Annotated in this window: 16 protein-coding genes; 12 read left to right on the forward strand and 4 right to left on the reverse strand. The window is 61.2% G+C overall.

The genetic code is table 11. The features are described from left to right. Positions 1 to 192 precede the first annotated feature (192 nt). On the forward strand, positions 193 to 1125 hold the full coding sequence (gene murQ, locus BLV41_RS10805; protein WP_139244296.1) for an N-acetylmuramic acid 6-phosphate etherase: 933 nt from the start codon (positions 193 to 195) through the stop codon (positions 1123 to 1125). On the opposite strand, the gene BLV41_RS10810 is transcribed toward murQ, so the two are convergent. Beyond that, positions 1109 to 2641: a serine hydrolase domain-containing protein gene (locus tag BLV41_RS10810; protein ID WP_170835459.1), complete on the reverse strand. Its 1533-nt coding sequence runs from the start codon at positions 2639 to 2641 to the stop codon at positions 1109 to 1111. The genes murQ and BLV41_RS10810 overlap by 17 nt on opposite strands. Before the next feature lie 56 nt (positions 2642 to 2697). Then, the gene (locus tag BLV41_RS10815) at positions 2698 to 4104 is read right to left on the reverse strand and encodes a M20/M25/M40 family metallo-hydrolase (RefSeq protein ID WP_083360727.1); all 1407 of its coding nucleotides are present in this window, start codon (positions 4102 to 4104) and stop codon (positions 2698 to 2700) included. A gap of 78 nt (positions 4105 to 4182) precedes the next feature. Here BLV41_RS10815 and BLV41_RS10820 point away from each other — a divergent pair, with 78 nt between their 5' ends. Genes BLV41_RS10820 through BLV41_RS10850 form a run of 7 tightly spaced genes read left to right on the forward strand, consistent with a single transcriptional unit; the run spans position 4183 to position 12613 of the window. Further along, positions 4183 to 6042, forward strand: a complete 1860-nt coding sequence (locus tag BLV41_RS10820; protein ID WP_083360728.1) for an ABC transporter substrate-binding protein — start codon at positions 4183 to 4185, stop codon at positions 6040 to 6042. A 3-nt stretch (positions 6043 to 6045) separates the two neighbouring features. Further along, complete coding sequence (locus BLV41_RS10825; protein ID WP_074711642.1) at positions 6046 to 7080, forward strand: ABC transporter permease; 1035 nt, start codon at positions 6046 to 6048, stop codon at positions 7078 to 7080. Further along, complete coding sequence (locus BLV41_RS10830; protein ID WP_074711643.1) at positions 7077 to 8000, forward strand: ABC transporter permease; 924 nt, start codon at positions 7077 to 7079, stop codon at positions 7998 to 8000. Before BLV41_RS10825 ends, BLV41_RS10830 begins: the two co-directional genes overlap by 4 nt. Next, a complete protein-coding gene (locus tag BLV41_RS10835) occupies positions 8000 to 9718 on the forward strand; it encodes a dipeptide ABC transporter ATP-binding protein (RefSeq protein ID WP_074711644.1) in 1719 nt (572 codons plus the stop codon). Before BLV41_RS10830 ends, BLV41_RS10835 begins: the two co-directional genes overlap by 1 nt. After that, positions 9715 to 10632 (forward strand): S66 peptidase family protein, encoded by a 918-nt coding sequence (locus tag BLV41_RS10840; protein WP_074711645.1) that lies wholly within the window; start codon positions 9715 to 9717, stop codon positions 10630 to 10632. The genes BLV41_RS10835 and BLV41_RS10840 overlap by 4 nt, the downstream gene beginning before the upstream one ends. Beyond that, positions 10629 to 11732 carry a serine hydrolase domain-containing protein gene (locus BLV41_RS10845; RefSeq protein ID WP_074711646.1) on the forward strand — a complete coding sequence of 368 codons (1104 nt, stop codon included), beginning with the start codon at positions 10629 to 10631 and terminating at the stop codon, positions 11730 to 11732. The genes BLV41_RS10840 and BLV41_RS10845 overlap by 4 nt, the downstream gene beginning before the upstream one ends. 41 nt (positions 11733 to 11773) lie before the next feature. Continuing rightward, a complete protein-coding gene (locus BLV41_RS10850; RefSeq protein ID WP_074711647.1) occupies positions 11774 to 12613 on the forward strand; it encodes a serine hydrolase in 840 nt (279 codons plus the stop codon). Here the strand turns inward: BLV41_RS10850 and BLV41_RS10855 are convergent. Continuing rightward, complete coding sequence (locus tag BLV41_RS10855; protein ID WP_074711648.1) at positions 12594 to 13700, reverse strand: mandelate racemase/muconate lactonizing enzyme family protein; 1107 nt, start codon at positions 13698 to 13700, stop codon at positions 12594 to 12596. The genes BLV41_RS10850 and BLV41_RS10855 overlap by 20 nt on opposite strands. A 136-nt stretch (positions 13701 to 13836) precedes the next feature. Here BLV41_RS10855 and BLV41_RS10860 point away from each other — a divergent pair, with 136 nt between their 5' ends. Beyond that, on the forward strand, positions 13837 to 15189 hold the full coding sequence (locus BLV41_RS10860) for an MFS transporter (protein ID WP_074711649.1): 1353 nt from the start codon (positions 13837 to 13839) through the stop codon (positions 15187 to 15189). Between the two features lie 91 nt (positions 15190 to 15280). Continuing rightward, a complete protein-coding gene (locus BLV41_RS10865) occupies positions 15281 to 16822 on the forward strand; it encodes a WXG100 family type VII secretion target (RefSeq protein WP_074711650.1) in 1542 nt (513 codons plus the stop codon). Here the strand turns inward: BLV41_RS10865 and BLV41_RS22775 are convergent. After that, positions 16790 to 16921, reverse strand: a complete 132-nt coding sequence (locus BLV41_RS22775; RefSeq protein WP_280138606.1) for a hypothetical protein — start codon at positions 16919 to 16921, stop codon at positions 16790 to 16792. The two genes, BLV41_RS10865 and BLV41_RS22775, sit on opposite strands and share 33 nt — an antisense overlap. Here BLV41_RS22775 and BLV41_RS10870 point away from each other — a divergent pair. Together BLV41_RS10870 and BLV41_RS10875 are read left to right on the forward strand one after the other, a co-directional pair. Beyond that, a complete protein-coding gene (locus BLV41_RS10870; RefSeq protein ID WP_139244297.1) occupies positions 16920 to 17510 on the forward strand; it encodes a hypothetical protein in 591 nt (196 codons plus the stop codon). The genes BLV41_RS22775 and BLV41_RS10870 overlap by 2 nt on opposite strands. 100 nt (positions 17511 to 17610) lie before the next feature. After that, positions 17611 to 17913: a hypothetical protein gene (locus tag BLV41_RS10875; protein WP_074711652.1), complete on the forward strand. Its 303-nt coding sequence runs from the start codon at positions 17611 to 17613 to the stop codon at positions 17911 to 17913. Positions 17914 to 17939 lie beyond the last annotated feature (26 nt).

The following is a 17939-nucleotide window of genomic DNA, read 5'->3' on the forward strand; positions in this document are numbered from 1 at the left end:
GTTTACTCGTGTGGGTTCCCGTTTGAATTCCGCCACCGATCCGCACGTTGGTCAGGGTCAGGGCGCAACGTCTGGATCTTGGCGCTCTCGACGAATATACTCAAAACTACATGTAGTTATTGGCTTACGTAAATACACATTTAATTGTAGGTAAATTACATCCATTGCCTGAGCGCCCTACGAAAGAACGCCGTGAATACTTCAGACACTACTGCTGCACTGCGAACAGAGCTCGCTTCCCTGACCACGGAGGCATCCAACGATCGCTATCCCGATCTTGCCGCGCTCAGCACGGCGGAACTAGCGGCTGGCATGAACAGCGAGGATGCGCTGGTTCCGGAGGCAATCGCGCACCATCTGAGCACCATTGCCGCCATCATCGATGAGATTTCGCAGCGAATGCGCGACGGCGGCCGGCTCATCTATGTTGGCGCTGGCACCCCCGGGCGCATGGGCATTCTGGACGCCAGTGAATGTCCGCCCACCTTCGGAACGGATCCCTCGCTCGTGGTCGGCGTCATTGCCGGTGGCCGAAAGGCCGTCAACCAGGCCGTGGAGAACGCCGAGGACAGCCAGGAGGCAGCAGCGGCAGATATCGCCGAACTCAGGTTGACGGCCATGGACAGCGTCATAGGCCTCGCAGCATCCGGCCGCACACCGTATGTCATTGCAGCCGTCAAGGCCGCGAGGGAACTTGGGGCATTTACCGTAGGTTTTTCCTGCAACAACGGCTCCCCGTTGGGATCGGCAGCACAGACCGCCCTTGACATTGAAGTGGGGCCGGAATTCCTCAGCGGCTCGACCCGGCTTAAATCCGGCACCTGCCAAAAACTGGTTTTAAACATGATCAGCACCATCACCATGGTTCGCCTGGGCAAGACGTACAAGAACGTCATGGTGGATCTACGTGCAACCAACGCCAAATTGCACGCGCGCAGTGAGCGGACGCTCATGGCAGCAACGGGGTGCGACGCCCAGGCGGCCAGCTCAGCCCTCGCCGCAGCCGACGGCCACGTGAAGGCAGCAATTCTGGCCATCCTGACGGGCTTGCCGGCCACCAGTGCCGCAGCCCTGCTGGCCGAGCACGGCGGTTACCTCCAGGAGTCCATTACGTCCGCGGGCTGATCTCCAACAGCTGGACCCGCGGTGGATCTACAGGTGTCATTTTGACGCGGATCCGCACGTCGCCACCGCGGGCTGGCAAGTCCCATTCCACGGATGCCGCAGTCTCCCACCGCGGCGGGGTGCGTTCCTCCGCCGAATCCGCAAGTGGTCCAACCACTGCGAGCGCGGCCTCCATGGCCGCCCGTCGCTCTTCCCATGGCATGTCTTGGACAATATTGGGACTGAAGACCTCGTTGCCGAGCGTTGATCCGGGGCTGCGAACAACTTCTTCCACAGCAGCCATCGCCTGGATAGTCTCCGGCCACGGGACGATCGGCTCCGGAACCACCAGCGCCGAAGCGGAAAGCTCTGGCACTTCCTGCCTCTGCACGGCCCGCTGTGACGCCGCACCGACGCCCACCTTCGTCCTAGCCAGCCGTTCTTCCAGCAGCGCCCTTGCTGCTACTCCGACTTTGGAGTAGGTGGCGTTCTCGAAACCAACAACAATGTTTCCCGTGCCCGGATGCCAGCGCATATGCGCACTGAAGCCCGGGTACCCGCCAGAATGGCCGATCACCGTTCCGTACAGCCCATGATGCTGGACCACCAGACCGTAACCGTAGCCATTGACGGTGCCATCGGCTTCCACAGGCTCGCCCACCTGGTGCATGGACTGCATCTCCCGGCGCGTTTCCCTGCAGAGTGGCCCCTCGCTGGCAACACTTGCGCCGGGTTTGCAGTCACCTTGGAACGCCTCTTGGAGCCAGGCTGACCAACGGCCCATGTCGTCCAAGGTGCTAAAGAGCCCGCCTATTGCCGAGAAGGCGCCAGGACCTGAGGTTGGCAATTCCTCCCAGCTGTACGGTTGCTGGTACGGGAAGGGCTCAGTGTTTCCGCGCTTGCTCTTGCGGTATCCGGTGGCAATATTGGTGGCAGATGAAGCACCGGCCGCGATCCGCGCCAGCATCGTTTCCTTGCTAAACGCTGTTCCGTTGAGGTCCAAGGACTCAAGAAATTCACGCTCAATGAAATGCCTGTAGCCAACCCCGGACACCCTCTCCACGACCTCCCCCAGCATGGCGTAGCCCAAGTTGGAGTACTCATATGCGGAGCCGGGATGGCGAACCAAACGCACGCCCCCGGACATCAAATCCTCAAAGTCCCCGCGGGACATGCTCTCTTGACGGTCAGCCCATGGGTCATCGGTGGGCAAGCCGGAGGACATGCTCAGGAGCATTCGCAGAGTCACCACAGGGCTCGCCGGACCTTTCGCGCACCCCATGATTTTCAGGGTGGGGAGGTATTCCCTTGCGTCGTCATCTAGACTGAGCCGCCCCCTGTCGCGCAGCAATAAGATGGCTGCCGCGGTGAATGACTTGGTGCAGGAAGCAATCCGAAAGGCCGTGGTGGTTCTCGGGACCGAGCCGCGCCCATCCACCACTCCTGCCAAACTCTGACCGACCCGAGCACCTCCGGAGAATGCCGCCAAGGCCGTGGCCGGCGCCCACCCTTCGCTCAGACGGGTCTGTGCACTCATGTGAAAATCCATCATCAGCTCCTTTGCGTCTGCTGGCACTGGTTGCCGGACTGTTCCTAGACCGCGGCTAGAAAGTCTTCGAGAATGAGCTGGCCGGAGATCAGGCTTGCTACCGGAACCCGTTCATCGATGCCATGCACGCCCGCTGCGGATCGCTCTTCGGGATCCGCACCCATGGGCGAGAACCCGTAACACGATATTCCCAGGGGCGCGAAGGCCTTCGCGTCGGTCCCGCCGCCCATGCAGTACGGAACTACGACGGCGGCGGGATCGTGACGCGTCAAGGCCGCGGCCATCTCGGCGAACCAATGCGATTGCGTCGAGGAAGAGGTTGGTGGTTGGTAAGACAAGAACTCCCGGCTGATCCCCTCGCCCAGCAAGACATCGATGGTCGCCAGAGTCTCCTCCACCGTGCCGGGCAATGCCCTGATATCGATATCGGCCTCGGCAACACCAGGGATGACGTTGACCTTGTACCCGGCCCGCAAAACAGTGGGTGTGGACGAGCACCGCACCGTCACCCCGGCAACGGTGCCGGCCGTTCCCATGGCCTCGATAGCTGCCCGGACTCCATCCTCCCCGGTGAGGTCGGCCGCAAAGCCAAGGGCCGCCGTCGTGCGTTCAATGTAGGCGCGAACAATAGGAGTCAAGGTCAATGGCCAGCGGTAATTGCCTACCCGGTCCAGGGCCGAGATCAGTAACTTGACGGCGTTGGGTTCAACCGGCCGCGAGCCATGCCCAGAGGTTCCTGTGGCCCGCACTCGGATGTGCAAGGTACCGCGTTCGCCCACGGCCACCGGGTAGAGGTTTACTGGCGCGCCGTCTTGTCCGGTCAGGATGGTTGCCGCGCCACCGGACTCGCCAATGGCCGCCTCGACGCCGATGAAAAGTTCGGGGTGGTCCTTGACCAGCCAGAGTGCACCGTAGTCGCCCTTGTCTTCTTCGTCAGCCACGAAAGCCACCACAATGTCGCGCCGCGGCTTGGTGCCTGAGGCGGCCCAGTCCAAGAGCGTGGCCAGCGTCATGGCCACCATATCCTTCATGTCCGAGGCGCCGCGACCGTACACGTATCCGTCTTTGATGGTCCCGGCGAACGGGTCAAAGCTCCACTGTTCCGGCTCCGCCGGCACCACGTCCAGGTGGGCGTGCACCAAGAGCCCGGGGAGGTTGCGGTCGGCTCCTGGCACCCTGACAACCACGGAGGACCGCTTGTCATCCGGACCGAGCAAGAGGGGCTCATAGCCTGCACCGCGCAACAATCCGTGGATGAATCTCGCCGCCTCGGCCTCACCCCGGCTGTTGCCTTCACCGAAGTTCGTGGTGTCAAAGCGGATGAGTTGGGCACACAGAGCGGCTACGTCCTGCTTCACGGGGGTCTCCTCATGATGGTTTTTCTGTAAAAAAAGAACTTTCCCTAGTAATCGTAAGTGGTTTGCATTACGTTTGTGGAGTTCGTAACTCATTTACGCAATGTGCTTGAATGTTCCGGGCTGGGGCCCTGTTAACCCGCCCGCGAGTTTCAAAGCTGAGGGGAAAAGAAAATGGTCTTCCACACAACCGCCGACTCACCGACTCGCAGTTCCAGACGGAAGGACGCCTCCCGGAGGCCTCGTTTGGCAGCTTGCACCCTAGCGTTTTCCCTGGCCCTGGCCCCATTGGCCGCGGCGCCGTCGGCCACGGCCGCAACGAGTGATGCAGGCAGCGGCACAACCCTAAAGCTTGCACTCACAGGTGATATCGATTCCCTGAACCCGTTCAAGGCCATCCTGGCCTCGAGCACCAGCATCCTTGCCCTGGAGTACCAGAGCCTGGTCTCTTACGGCCCCAAGGACAACGAGGAAATCCCGGGTATGGCCGATAAGTGGGAGACCTCCCCTGACGGCAAGGTGTGGACTTTCCACATGCCCAAGGACCGCAAGTGGAGCGATGGCGAGCCCATCACTGCCAATGACGCTGCGTGGACCTTCAAGGCCATCCAAGGCAACGATGCACTCAAGCAGGCCAATGGTTCGCTTCTGGAAAGCGTGGCCTCCGCTGAGGCTGCCGATGACGAAACGCTCGTCGTCACGCTCAAGGAACCGCAGGCGCCCAACCCGGGAACGCAGCTGCCCATCATGCCGGCACATATTTGGTCCGCCGTGGATCCAGCCACCTTCGCAAACGAGAAGGACAGTGTTGGCTCCGGCCCGTTCATCGTCAGCAACTACGACAAGTCCTCCGGCGTCACCCTCAAGGCCAACCCAAACTATTGGCAGGGCCAGGCAAAGATTGCCGGAATCACTTACATCCCCTACAAGAACACCGATGCCGCCGTCCAGGCCTTGAAAACCGGCGAACTCGATATTGTCAACGGGCTGACCCCGGCACAGTACAACGCCTTGAAGGACGTTGACGGGATCACCACCAATGCCGGCACCGGACGTCGCTACCAGGCGATCGGCATCAACCCCGGAACACAGACCGCCGACGGAACTCCGATGGGTGACGGCAACGTAGCGCTGCAGGACCTGAAGGTACGCCAGGCAATCGTCATGGCCATCGACAACAAGACCCTGCTGGAAAAGGTCCTGCAGGGTCTTGGCGAGCCCGCCACCGGTGAAGTCCCGGCCGCCTATCCGCAATACAACTGGAAGACGGACAAGCTGCCGCTGCAGTACAACGTCGAGGCCGCCAACAAGCTGCTCGACGAAGCCGGATACGCCAAGGGTGCCGATGGCCTCCGCGTTGGCAAAGACGGCAAGGCACTAAAACTTCGCCTGACCGGGCGCAATTCCGATGCCACCCATCAACAGATGGCCGATTACATCAAGCCGTGGCTGAAGGAGATCGGTATTGATGTCACCACCGCCATGAAGGCTTCAGCTCAAATCAACGATGACTCCACCGTTGGCAACTACGATCTGTACTTCACGGGTTGGGGCATGGGACCGGAACCCGATTACCAGCTGTCCATCAACACCTGCGCATCACGGCCCAACGCAGACGGAACCGGTGCCACGAGCGAGAACAACTACTGCGACCCCGCCTTCGATGCCCTGTACAAGGCACAGCATGTGGAATTGGACCAGACCAAGCGCAGCGCCCTTGTCACGCAGGCACAGGAAATGATTCACAAGGCTGCCGTCAACGATGTCATCTACTACGCAAACTCGCTAGAGGCCTACCGCTCCGACAGGTTTGAACCATTTACCACCCAGCCTGAAGTGGGCGGCGTCATCACCGGCCAGAATGGCCCGTGGAGCTACTACTACGCCACACCAATCTCCACCACGGCCACGGACTCGGCCGACGGCGGATTCAATGCGGCCTACGTTGTTGCTCCGGTGGTCATCGTTTTGCTGGCCGGCGGTGGATTCTTCCTGTACCGCCGCCGTCGAGCCACCTCCGACGAGCGAGAGTAGCCCATGTCCGCGTCACAATTGGTGGGGGCCGAGCCGGCCAAGGACCTTGACGAACCGGTCCGCGGAACATCATGGCTGCGCTATGCGGGCATGAAGGCCGGTGGCGCCCTTTTCTCGATGATCATGGTGGTTCTGCTGGGCTTTTTCGCCTTCCGGATTCTGCCCGGCGATCCCGTACGTTCCCTGGCTGACGGACGCCAGGTCACGGCATCGCAGATGGATATCCTGCGGAAACAGTACGGCTTGGATCAGCCGGTCATCGTTCAGTTCTGGCGCTATCTGACGGACCTGATGCAGGGAAAGCTCGGCGATTCATACACATACAACCGGCCCGTTATGGAACTGATCCTTGACCGTTTGGGCCCCACCCTGTTGCTGACCGGAACTGCTGCGGCGCTGTCCGTTGTGCTTGGACTCTGGCTGGGCCAACGGGCGGCGTGGCGCCGTGGCAGCATGTTTGACAAGGCACACACCGGACTTGCGCTGACTCTGTGGTCGGTGCCCACCTTTTGGTTGGGGCTGCTCCTGCTGCTCGTCTTTGGTGGCATGCTGCATTGGTTCCCCACAGGCGGCATGGAGACTGCTGGCAGCTCTGCTACGGGATTGGCCCACATCTGGGACGTGAGCAGGCACCTGGCGTTACCCATGGTGACCATGGTGGCGGTTGTATACGCCCAGTACCTCATGGTCATGCGCGCCTCACTTCTGGAGGAAATGAGTTCCGACTACCTCGTCACGGCCCGCGCCAAGGGTTTGCGTGAGGATGACGTACGGCGCAAACATGCCGTTCCCAATGCCCTGCTTCCCACGGTGACGCTCATTTTTCTAACCTTGGGCGGCCTCATTGGGGGCGCAGTGACGGTTGAGACGGTGTTTTCCTGGCCAGGCCTTGGCTACCTAACGTTCCAAGCGTTGTCAGCCCCTGATTTCCCTCTGTTGCAGGGAACCTTTGTAGTCTTCTCCTCGATTGTGATCATTATGAACTTCTTCGCAGACATCTTGTACCGCGTTCTAGACCCCCGGCTGCGTACAGCATGAGCGCACCGTCAGAACAGGGAATCCAGCCCCCTGCAGCAAAGATTAACGTTGCAGCAGCCCGACGTCGCCAGCGCGCCGGAGAGGTATGGCGCGAATTTTGCGCCAACCGATCCGGGCTGATTGGCCTAATCATTCTGGTGGTCGTTTTTGGGCTGGCCCTTCTGGCCCCCGTCCTGGCCCCGCAAGACACCCTCGATGTCACGAAAATTACGGCAGGTCAGAACGAGCCACCCTCGTGGGCAAACCCCCTGGGCACCGATCCTGCAGGCCGGTCCGTGTTGGCCATGCTGATCTGGGGAGCCAGGGTTTCATTGCTGGTGGGCTTTAGCGCAACTGCAGTTTCCATGGTGATTGGCACCGTTGTTGGCATGGCAGCTGGCCACTTCACCGGATGGACCCAGGCGTCGCTGATGCGAATCATCGACTTTTTCCTGGTTGTGCCCGGACTGGTACTGGCCATTGTGCTCTCATCCATCATTGGCCCCGGCGTTGCCACCATCATCATCGCCATCGGCATCACGTCGTGGGCAGGAACTGCCCGTGTTGTCAGGTCCCAGACCCTGACAGTTGAATCACGGGCTTACATTGAACGCAGTTGGGCCCTGGGTGCCACCAACGCCCACATCATCAAGAAGCATGTCCTCCCGGCGGTAATGCCGCTGGTGCTGGCCAATACAACCCTGACGGTTGGTTCGGCGGTCATCGCCGAATCGACGCTGTCCTTCCTTGGCTTGGGTGATCCAAGCAGCATTTCGTGGGGCTCCATGCTCAAGATGGCACTGGACACCGGAGCCGCCACGGGCGGTTTCTGGTGGTACGTCCTCTCCCCCGGACTTGCCATCGTCGGGGTGGTGTTGTGCTTTACCTTGGTGGGCCGCGCCCTTGAATCAGTCATCAACCCAACGTTGAGAGGCCGCTAATGCCGCGCTTGGAATTTGTGGATTTGTCAGTCATTTACCGCACCCAAACCACCGTGGGCCCCGGCGAATTACGGGCCGTTGATGGAGTGAGCCTGGTGGTGGAACCGGGCTCCACACTTGGCTTGGCCGGCGAATCCGGTTGCGGCAAATCAACGCTCGCCATGTCCGTACTACGCTTGTTGCCTGCCAACACCACCACTTCAGGGAAGATTCTGCTGGGCGAGGACAATATTCCCGATCTAGGTTGGGGCCGCCTCCGCGCGGTCCGGTGGACGGAAGCCGCCATTGTTTTTCAAGGTGCCATGCACTCCCTGAATCCCGTACGCAAGGTGCGGGAGCAGATCGGTGAGGCACTGCTGGTGCATGCCACCGGCGAACGGGCCAAATACAAGGAAGAAAAAGTCCGCGACGCCCGGGTCGCTGAACTCCTAAATCTCGTGGATCTTTCCCCCGCGAAGGGCGCCAGCTACCCTCATGAACTTTCCGGCGGCCAAAAGCAGCGCATCATGATCGCCATGGCGCTGGCCTGCGAGCCTGAATTGATCATTGCGGACGAACCAACCACGGCATTGGATGTTGTGGTCCAGGCCCAGGTGCTGAACGTGCTGAGCGAGCTCGTCGCCTCTCGCGGCTTGTCCCTGATTATGATCAGCCACGACCTTTCGGTTCTCGCGTCAACCTGTGAGCGGATTGTGGTGATGCAGCGCGGAAAGATCGTCGAAGACGGACCTTCGGAACAGATCATCCGAAATCCCCAGCACCCGCACACCCAGGCCCTGGCGTCGGCCTTCCCACTAATCGGGGATGCCTCCTCACGGCTGCGCCTGCCCACCTATTCCGCTCCCCCGCGGCCGGCGCCCGGGGAGGCGCCATCCTCCGATATCAACGACGTTGTACTTCAAGCCCGGGACCTCACCGTCACCTTTGGTGGGCGAGGCGGCGGCACCACCGCGGTCGACGGTGTGAATCTCACCTGCCGTCGTGGTGAAATCACTGCCCTGGTGGGCCAGTCCGGTTCGGGCAAGACCACTCTGGCCCGCACCATGTTGGGCTTGCAGGCACCTACCTCCGGTGCCGTGCACTACAACGGAACGCCGCTCAAGCACCGCCGCAAGGACCTCAAGGCGTACCGCAAGTCCGTGCAATTTGTCCTGCAGGACCCTTCGGCCGCGCTAAATCCCAAGCACACCGTCTATGAGGCTGTTGCGGAAGGGCCACGGTTGCACAAGATGCCCGGAGATGAGCGTGAAATTGTCTCCAATGCCCTGCGCAGGGCTGAGCTCAATCCACCCGAACGGTATCTAGCCACCATTCCACAGGAGCTTTCCGGGGGGCAGCGGCAGCGGGTGGTCATCGCCGGGGCTTTGGCCCTTGACCCGGAGTTCCTGGTTGCCGATGAACCCGTGGCCAGTCTTGACGCGTCAGTGCGAGCCGACATCTTGGCCCTCTTGTTGAAGCTACGCTGCGAATCCGGGCTCGGTGCACTGGTCATCACGCATGATCTGGGGCTGGCGTGGAATATTGCCGACCGGGTGGTAGTCATGTACCAGGGACAGATTGTCGAAGAAGGACCCGTGGAACAAGTCTTGTTGAATCCGAAGCATGAATACACCAAGAAGCTGCTCAGCGTTGTGCCCACGGCGGTTGTGCCTCCGGATGGTGAGACCGCCCCGCGGATGCCGGGTTTGGCGGCAGCCGACATCAGCGGGGCCAAGTGAGTGCGTCGCGGCTCCCCGGACCGCTGCGGCCCGGGGACCGCGTGGGGCTGGTATCCACCTCGGGCGCGCCAACGCCGGAGAATGTGGACCGGGCCGTGGATCTGCTGGAATCGTGGGATCTGGTGCCGGTCCCGGGCGAACATATTCTAGGAACACATCCCCGGGCGAAGTATCTGGCGGGTACGGATCAGCAGCGTGCCGCGGACCTGCAAACGGCCTGGTGCGACGACTCGCTGGCCGGAGTTTTTGTGGTGCGCGGGGGCTACGGTACGGTCCGGCTCCTCGATCACCTTGACGTTGATGCCTTGCGGTTGGCCCGGCCCAAACCGCTGTATGGCTCCTCTGATGTCACCGGGATCCATGAATTTTGGGCCGATGAACTCCAGGTGCCCACGTGGTTCACGCCCATGATTGCCACAGGGTCGTTGCTCGATGACGCAAACGCCACAGAGAGCCTGCGGAGGGCCGTGTTTGAACCAACGGCCGGGCGCTCGTTTACCGCCGAAACGGCTGTCACCTTGGTGCCTGGACGCGCCAGCGGGGTGACCGTAGGCGGCAATTTGAGCCTGTTGGCCATGACCATGGGCGCCAAGGGCCGAAACAAGACCTCCAACGCCGGCAAGATCGGCCTCCTGGAAGATGTTACCGAGGACATCTACAAGCTCGATGGCTTGTTGCATACGCTGCTCCGTGCCGGCTGGTTTGACGGCATGGCCGGGCTGGCCCTGGGGTCATGGAAGGACTGCGGAGAATCCGCCGACGTACGCGCTTTATGCGAGGAGCTTCTGGTCCCCCTGGATATCCCACTGGTGTGGGAGCTGGGGTTTGGCCATGACGCCAATGCTCATAGCATCCCCTTGGGCGTCCAGTCCACGCTCTTCGCTGATGACTCGCCCCGGCTCGTGCTGCAATGACTGCGCCTGACCCGCGGTCTGCGGCTCTCGAGACTGAGGTGCAGCAATTATTGGGCGACGCCGTGGCCAACGGCATCACGCCGTCGGCCGTGTGTTCGGTGGTCTTGCACGGGCAGCCGCTGCGTACCATCTCGGCCGGCCCGGCTACGGCGGGCACCTACTTCGATTTGGCCTCGGTCACCAAGGTGTTCACGGCCGTGACGGCGCTGTCCCTTGTGGATGGCGGCGCCTTGGCCCTGGACGAACCCATTTGCACTTGGCTTCCTGGTTTTCGGAGCGGTCATGGAAACAGCGGCAAATCCGCTGTCACCCTGCGCCATCTGCTCACCCACACCTCCGGGCTGCCCGCGGTGTGGCCGGGCTGGCGGTCAGCGTTGGCGACGGGCACCGCCTATAACCGCCAAGACCTGCTTGCCGACCTGTTGAGCATGGAACTAACAGCGGTCCCCGGTACGCACTTTGACTATTCCTGCGTTGGCTTCAACACTGTCATGGCGCTGGCCGAACACGTCACCGGCCGGCCGTGGGCCGGGCTGGTAAGCGAACGGGTGCTGGAGAAACTCAGCAACGGCGGCTGTCCCTCAGGCCTGGTGGAGCTGACAGGGCGCCCAGATCCGGCACTCTGCGCCCCCACGGAATTTCAGCCGGAATACGGCCGCGGATTGATTCAGGGCATTGTCCACGACGAATCCGCGTGGTCACTGGGCGGACTCAGCGGCAATGCCGGACTGTTTGGCACTGCACCGTCCTTGGCCGCCTTCGGCGAGGATCTTTTGGCGGGCTTGCCGGGAATCTTGAGCCCAACAATGGCCGCTGAAATGTGGCAGGACCAGCTGCCTCTTGTCCTGGGCGACAATGCAGATAGCGGCGGCCCCGGCTACGGCCATGGCCTGGGTCTGCGGATCGGCCAAGAATCTTGGATGGGTGCTCACCCAGGCGCCCGTGGACACAACGGGTTTACCGGCACCTCGCTACTGGTGGACCGTGAAGCTGGCATTGCCGCAGCCCTGTTGACCAACCGAGTCCATCCCAGCCGCACACTCTCGGACGTCACAGCCATGCGCCACGCCGTTGCCGATGTTGTGTACGCCGCGGCCTAAGTACCGATTTTCCAGCTCCTCTCACTGCCAGGAAGGCCCCCATGTCTCTTACCTCCGATTACAGCGACGGCGTCCCCACAGTTTCCTTCCACCTGACGGATATGTCCGGGGTTGTCCTTGCTGAACGCAACGCCGATGTGACGTTCTATTCAGCCAGCACCATTAAGCTCGGAGTTCTGGTCGCGGCCATGCAAGCCGTGGAGCGCGGAGAGCTGTCCCTGGACCAGCCCGTGATTTCCACGCACACGTTCCCCAGCGGTGTCGGGACTGGCACGCCGTTTAGTTTTGCCCCCGACGATTACGACGAGGGTCTCCCTCCGGAGGGGAGCCCAACCACGCTGCACACAGTTCTGGAACGCATGATCATTGTTTCCTCCAACGAGGCAACCAACCTGGCCATCGAGCTGGTGGGCTTCGCTGCGATCAACGCATCTTTGGCTGCCTGTGGTGCCACCAACTCGTTCATGGACCGGTTGTACGGCGACATGGATGCCCTTGCCGCGGGGCTGACGCACCAGGTCACAGCACGTGACCTGGTCAAGATCATGCACACAGTCCTGAGTGGACGCGCGGCTGGGCCGGAATTGACGGCCGTCATGATGGGCTGGCTGCGGGCCCAGGAATATCCGGTGATCGGTCTCGAGGCCCAGGCCTTGGTGCCGGAGTGCGATTGGGGAAGCAAGTCAGGCTGGGTCACCGGGATTCGTCACGATGTGGCGTTTGTTGCTCCGGCCAGCGACGCTCCCGCAGCGGGGGTGGCCCCGTCCGAGGGCTACATCTTGGCAGTGTGCACGCGTGGCTACGCGGAAGACGACGCAACTGAGGTGGTCCGTTCGCTTGCCGCCATGGCCCACACAATCGTTACTGCCCAATTGAACTAGCTGTCCCGCTGCTCCGGGGCCAGGAAAGTCCTGTGATCCCCAGCCCTGGGGCCGGAGAGAGCCAAATTTCGGATCTCCGGTATTGCGCACCACCGGAGACCGGCGACGCCGCCAGCCACAGTCCGCCGTCCAGGTCCTGAGCCATGACGGGCAGCGTCGAGGCAAAAGCCGCCGCCGCGGCGATGCCCACGCTGCTCTCCAGCATGCAACCCACCACAACTCCCAGACCGGCATCTGCTGCTCGGTCAGCCAGCCTTCTGGCATGCCGAATCCCGCCGGTTTTTGCCAGCTTGATATTGATCATCGAGGCCGCGTTGCGCTCCAGCAAGAGGTCCAGATCCGCACAGGTCCAGACGCTTTCATCCGCCATGATGGGAAGGCCGACGGCGCCGCTCACCTTGGCCAGACCGGCCCAGTCAGCGGCGGCGACGGGTTGCTCAACAAACTCAACGCCAACGTTGGCCTTTTCCAGTCCGCGGATAAACGTGATGGCCTGCTCGGGCGTAAAAGCCTGGTTGGCATCGACCCTCAGGATGGTCTCCTTGCCCACGGCAGCACGCACGGCCACCATGGCCGCCAAGGGATCACCTTCGGCATTGAGTTTGACCTTCAAGCAGTCAAATCCTTCGCTGACGTGGTGGCGAGCCGTCGCCGCGAGTTCCTCAGGGGCGGCAACGGAAAGCGTCATATCAGTTGTGACATGAATGGGTGTACCTGCCGGTTGTCCGCCAAGGAACTCAGACATGGAAATCCCGGCTTGTTGGGCGGCCAGGTCATGGAGGGCACAATCAACGGCCGCTCGAGCAACACTCGGCTCGCGAGATTGTTCGAGCCGTTCCAAGGCGTGTTCCACGCTGTCGGCCGAGGCGAACAGGGACCACAGCGGCCCTTCAACGGAGGCAATCACGGCGTTGGTGGTTGTTTTGGTAACAACACTGATGGGTGCCTCACCCCAACCGCTCAGTCCGGCGTCATCCCGTAGTTCAACAATCACCGTTTCCAGTTCCACTGCGCTGCGCACCGCAGTGGTAAAGGCTCGGAGCAACGGCACGCTTATGCGGTGGGCGGTGATGGACGCAAGTTTCATGGAAACCACCTTTTAGTAAGTTAAATACCAAATTGAACCTAGTTTAGTAAATGATCTTCGTCACGGGGTGCGGCGCGGGTCACTTTGCCGGATAATCTTGAGGCAGGTGCAAGACCGGACGTGAGCAAAGGAAACCATGAGCATCCCCACAGCCATCTTGACCGGCGATCGCGTTGTGCAAGATCTGCCTTGGCGCTGGCGGGTGCAGGGCAGTATTTTCCTCATTGGCGGACTCGGCTTCATGTTCGATGCCTGGGATGTGACGCTCAACGGCTTCCTCATTCCGCTGTTGTCCAAGGAATGGGGGCTTAGCCCGGGGCAGGCAGCGTGGATCGGCACGGCGAACCTGATTGGCATGGCGGTTGGTGCGTTTGCGTGGGGCTCCATCGCCGACATCATCGGGCGCAAGAAGGCGTTCACGCTCACCCTGCTGATCTTCTCCGTGTTCACGGTACTGGGTGCCTTTTCCAATGAAATCGTGCTCTTTTGCGTGTTCCGCTTCATGGCCGGTTTTGGCCTGGGCGGCTGTATTCCGGTGGACTACGCTCTGGTTGGTGAGTTCACACCACGTAAACATCGCGGCCGGGTGCTCACAGCCATGGATGCTTGGTGGCCCATTGGGGCGTCTCTCTGTGGCGTGGTTTCCGCCGTGCTCATGGCATCGTTGGGCAACTGGCGCTACCTGATGCTTGTCATGGTGCTTCCGGCGCTGCTCGTGTTTTGGGTCCGTGTTGGCGTACCTGAATCACCGCTGTATTTGGTGCGAGCGGGCCGCCCGGCTGAAGCGAAGGCCGTCATTGAAAAGCTGATCGAGCGGACCGGAGCCACGGTTGGGCCTTGGAAACTACCCGATCCGGCTGACGCGCCCAAGTTGTCGCTGGGCAAGGTGACGGATCAGCTGGCCGGCCTCTGGCGCTTCAACTGGCGGATTACCGGCGTTGCCTGGTCCCTGTTTCTGACCATCCTTTTGGTCTACTATGGCGCGCTGACGTGGATGCCTTCCATCCTCGTTGCCACCGGCTATGCGCAGAACAAGGCCTTCATGGCCACGGCCTCGATGACAGGAATTGGGCTGCTCGGCGTGGTCGCCGCGGCACTTCTCGTGGAGCGTCTGGGGCGGAAGTGGATTCTGGCTGTGACCGGCCCGCTGGCCGCACTTTCCCTGGTCATTTTCGCTTTGGTCCTGGATGCCCCGGTTGCTGCACAGATCTGGTTGCTGGTGTTTGGCTTTGTCATTCAGGTAGCCATCCCGGTGCTGTACACCTATGTCTCGGAGCTGTACCCCACACACCTGCGGGCCACCGGTTTTGGCTGGGCGTCAACCATGTCACGTGTGGGAGCGGGGCTGGTGCCGCTGATTTTCGGATCCCTGCTGTGGCCGGTTCTTGGCCTGCCGCTCACATTCGCCCTGACCGGTGGACTGGTGCTGTTGGCGGTCATTTGGATGGCATTCTCGGCGCCGGAAACCAAGGGCGCGGCGCTGGAATAGGCGCCACCGGCGTCCCCCGGAGGGGACTTCTCCCCATTGAAGCCATCGGTGACACGGCCCTAAGCTGGGGAACCTAGTCAAGAGGAGTGCCATGACCGATTTTCTCGGTGCCGACACTGCACAACTGCGAGATCTGGCCAAGACGTTTTCCACCTCGGCGCAACGCATCGATGCGCAGGCCAAAATGCTCAGGTCATTGGTGTCACCCCTGACCAGCTGGCGGGGACCTGACGCCGCTCGATTCACGCAAATGGTCAACTCCAAGCACCTGCCCTTGTTGCATAGAACGGCAACCACGCTGACGGAAGTTGCGGCGCAACTGAAGGTGCAGGCGGACGAGCAGGACAAGACGAGCTCTGCCGCCAGCCTCGGTGCACCAAGCGGGAGCCCGGCCAATCCGACGTCGAGCGCTGCAGCGGCGGAGCTCCAGCAGCGCTTGGAGAGCATGACGGCCACCGAGCGGGAGGCGTATCTCAACTCCCAAGAGTTCAAGGATTGGGCCGCACAACACCCCGATGAGGCCAAGTCCGTTTTGGACGCCATGGCCGATTCCGGTCAGATCCAGTTTGCCGATGGGGGCTACGCCAATTTCCTGGAGGATTATTGGCTTCTGGCTGCCATGCAAGAGGCCGGGATCGACCCCGACAAGTGGGATCCCGCCCAAGGATATGCCTACAACCGGGACACCATCGCGGCTGTGTACAAGTACTACGGCGAACTGTATCTGAAGGATCCGCGGATGCAATGGGCCGGATTTGCCCACATGGTGGGTCCCGGGCTCGACGCCGGATTCGCCGATGTGCGGATGATGCGCGATGTTGCACGCACGCTGCTTTCCTCCGGTGCCGTTGGCGATGCCCTCGTACCCGGATTGACTCCCCTTTCTCCCGAGCAGTTGTTGGCCCTGGCCAACATGTCGGACCGCGAGATTGCCTACTTCGAGACGAGCCTGCTGGAGATGCAGCAGCAGATCTTCAACGACATCGGCTACCAGCATCAGGCTTTTGCCGAAGGTGGCATTGATGAGATCAATCGGATGGTCAAGGCCGGTGTCATCGAGGACCCCCGCGTGATCGAAGCCTGGCAGAAGTTCAATTCCGGCACGCCGGAGGACCTGGCCCAGGGCACCTTGAACATGGCAGATTACGAACAGAACGTGGTCATCGCTGAGAGCTACGATGACATGAACGGGCACGGGCTCACGGGCCCAGCCTTCACACTGGCCATGTCCATTGTGGGCACCCCATCAATCCCCGATGCCCAGTCCTACTCACAGGCCAACCCGCTGATATTGCATCCGACACCCGAGTCGGTTCCGGTGGGCCCGCTAGGACCGTTTGGCCCCCATTTTGACGTGCCGAACCCCCTGCATGACAACATTGTGGTGGAAACACCGCTTCCCGACGGCAACATCGCCAATAGGGAACAGCGTTGGGAATTCATCACCGAGGACACATATCCGGCCTATATGGACTTGGCCAATGACCCGGGCCGTTTGGAGTCCATCATTGAACAACAGGTGAGCGATACGGGGTATCAGGATGCCGTGAATTCTAACCGGCTCACCAACCGTTGGGATGAGGTCTTGCGCCAAATAGTTTTAGGAGACGGGAACCCGCTCGATGGAAAATAGCCGCCGCTGGCCACTGATGGTTCTGGCGTTGATCGCAGCACTGACACTGGCCTCATGCTCGTTACCGATGACACCCAATTCCCCAGAGGAGACTTCCATGGGCACCAGCACTTCCATGATGGACGAGGCAGGCATCAAGAAGATCAAGGACGACGGCGTGGGCCGCTTCGACTTGACAGCCGCCTCCGTGCCGAAAGAGTCTGTAGGGCTGCCGCCAAATGTGAACGAAGTGGCTTACTTTGCAACGGATACCGACAAACCGGTAGAGATCACCCTGGAACTTCCGCAAGATACACTCACGGTCTCAACCAGCGACTTCAAGATGGCCACAGCCTCAAGAAACAGTTACGTTGACACTGTCACCTGGTTTGAGCAGGTGGATGGATTGGACGCTCTCGATGGCGCCGTCTCTGCGGCGCATGAGCGGTTTGGCTTCGCTCCAACAAAATTGGCTGCGTGGGAGGCCAAGAACTTCATGGCTGACGAGTCCAAGGGCCAGCAAAGCCTTGGCATGGGCGTCAAGAACGGTACGGCCATGTACCTGACGGTTTATTGGAAGAAGGACTCCCCCGTTCAGGTCTTGCAGTTTTCGGCTTTGATAGCCCCGGGCTACTACGAGCCAGAGGTTCAGGCTGAGATTGCCGAGTCTGGGCGCGCGCCGATCGGTTTCGAACTGGATGAGCAATAACGCCCCTCTTGGTGTGTGGCGTCGCGACAACCCTCAGGGTTTGTCCAACTTCAAGCGATACGCTGGGACTTTCGTTGTGTCGCCGATTCTAAGGACTCCCATGAGCGCGTTGCTTCCCACCGCCATTGCCACCACCGGCCTGCTGGGCGGTTACCAGACTGCCCGGGCCACCAAGAACCGCCAGCTGGGCGGCGCCGTTTTGGCGGCCGCCGGTGCCGCCGCCTTCATGGGTTGGAAGAAGAATGCGGGCACGGGCGCGGCCGTGGCACTGACAGCCACTTACGTTGTGGCGTTTGGGGCATCGCACCCCTTGGCCAAGAAGATGGGCGCCTGGCCGGCCGTCTACACCGTGACCGCCGCAACCGCCGTGGCCTCGCTAGTCTTTGGCCGCGCCAAGAAGTAGCGTCAAGATGTAGCGCCGCTACGTGG

The sequence above is a fragment of the Arthrobacter alpinus genome (assembly GCF_900105965.1).
Lineage (GTDB): Bacteria > Actinomycetota > Actinomycetes > Actinomycetales > Micrococcaceae > Specibacter > Specibacter alpinus.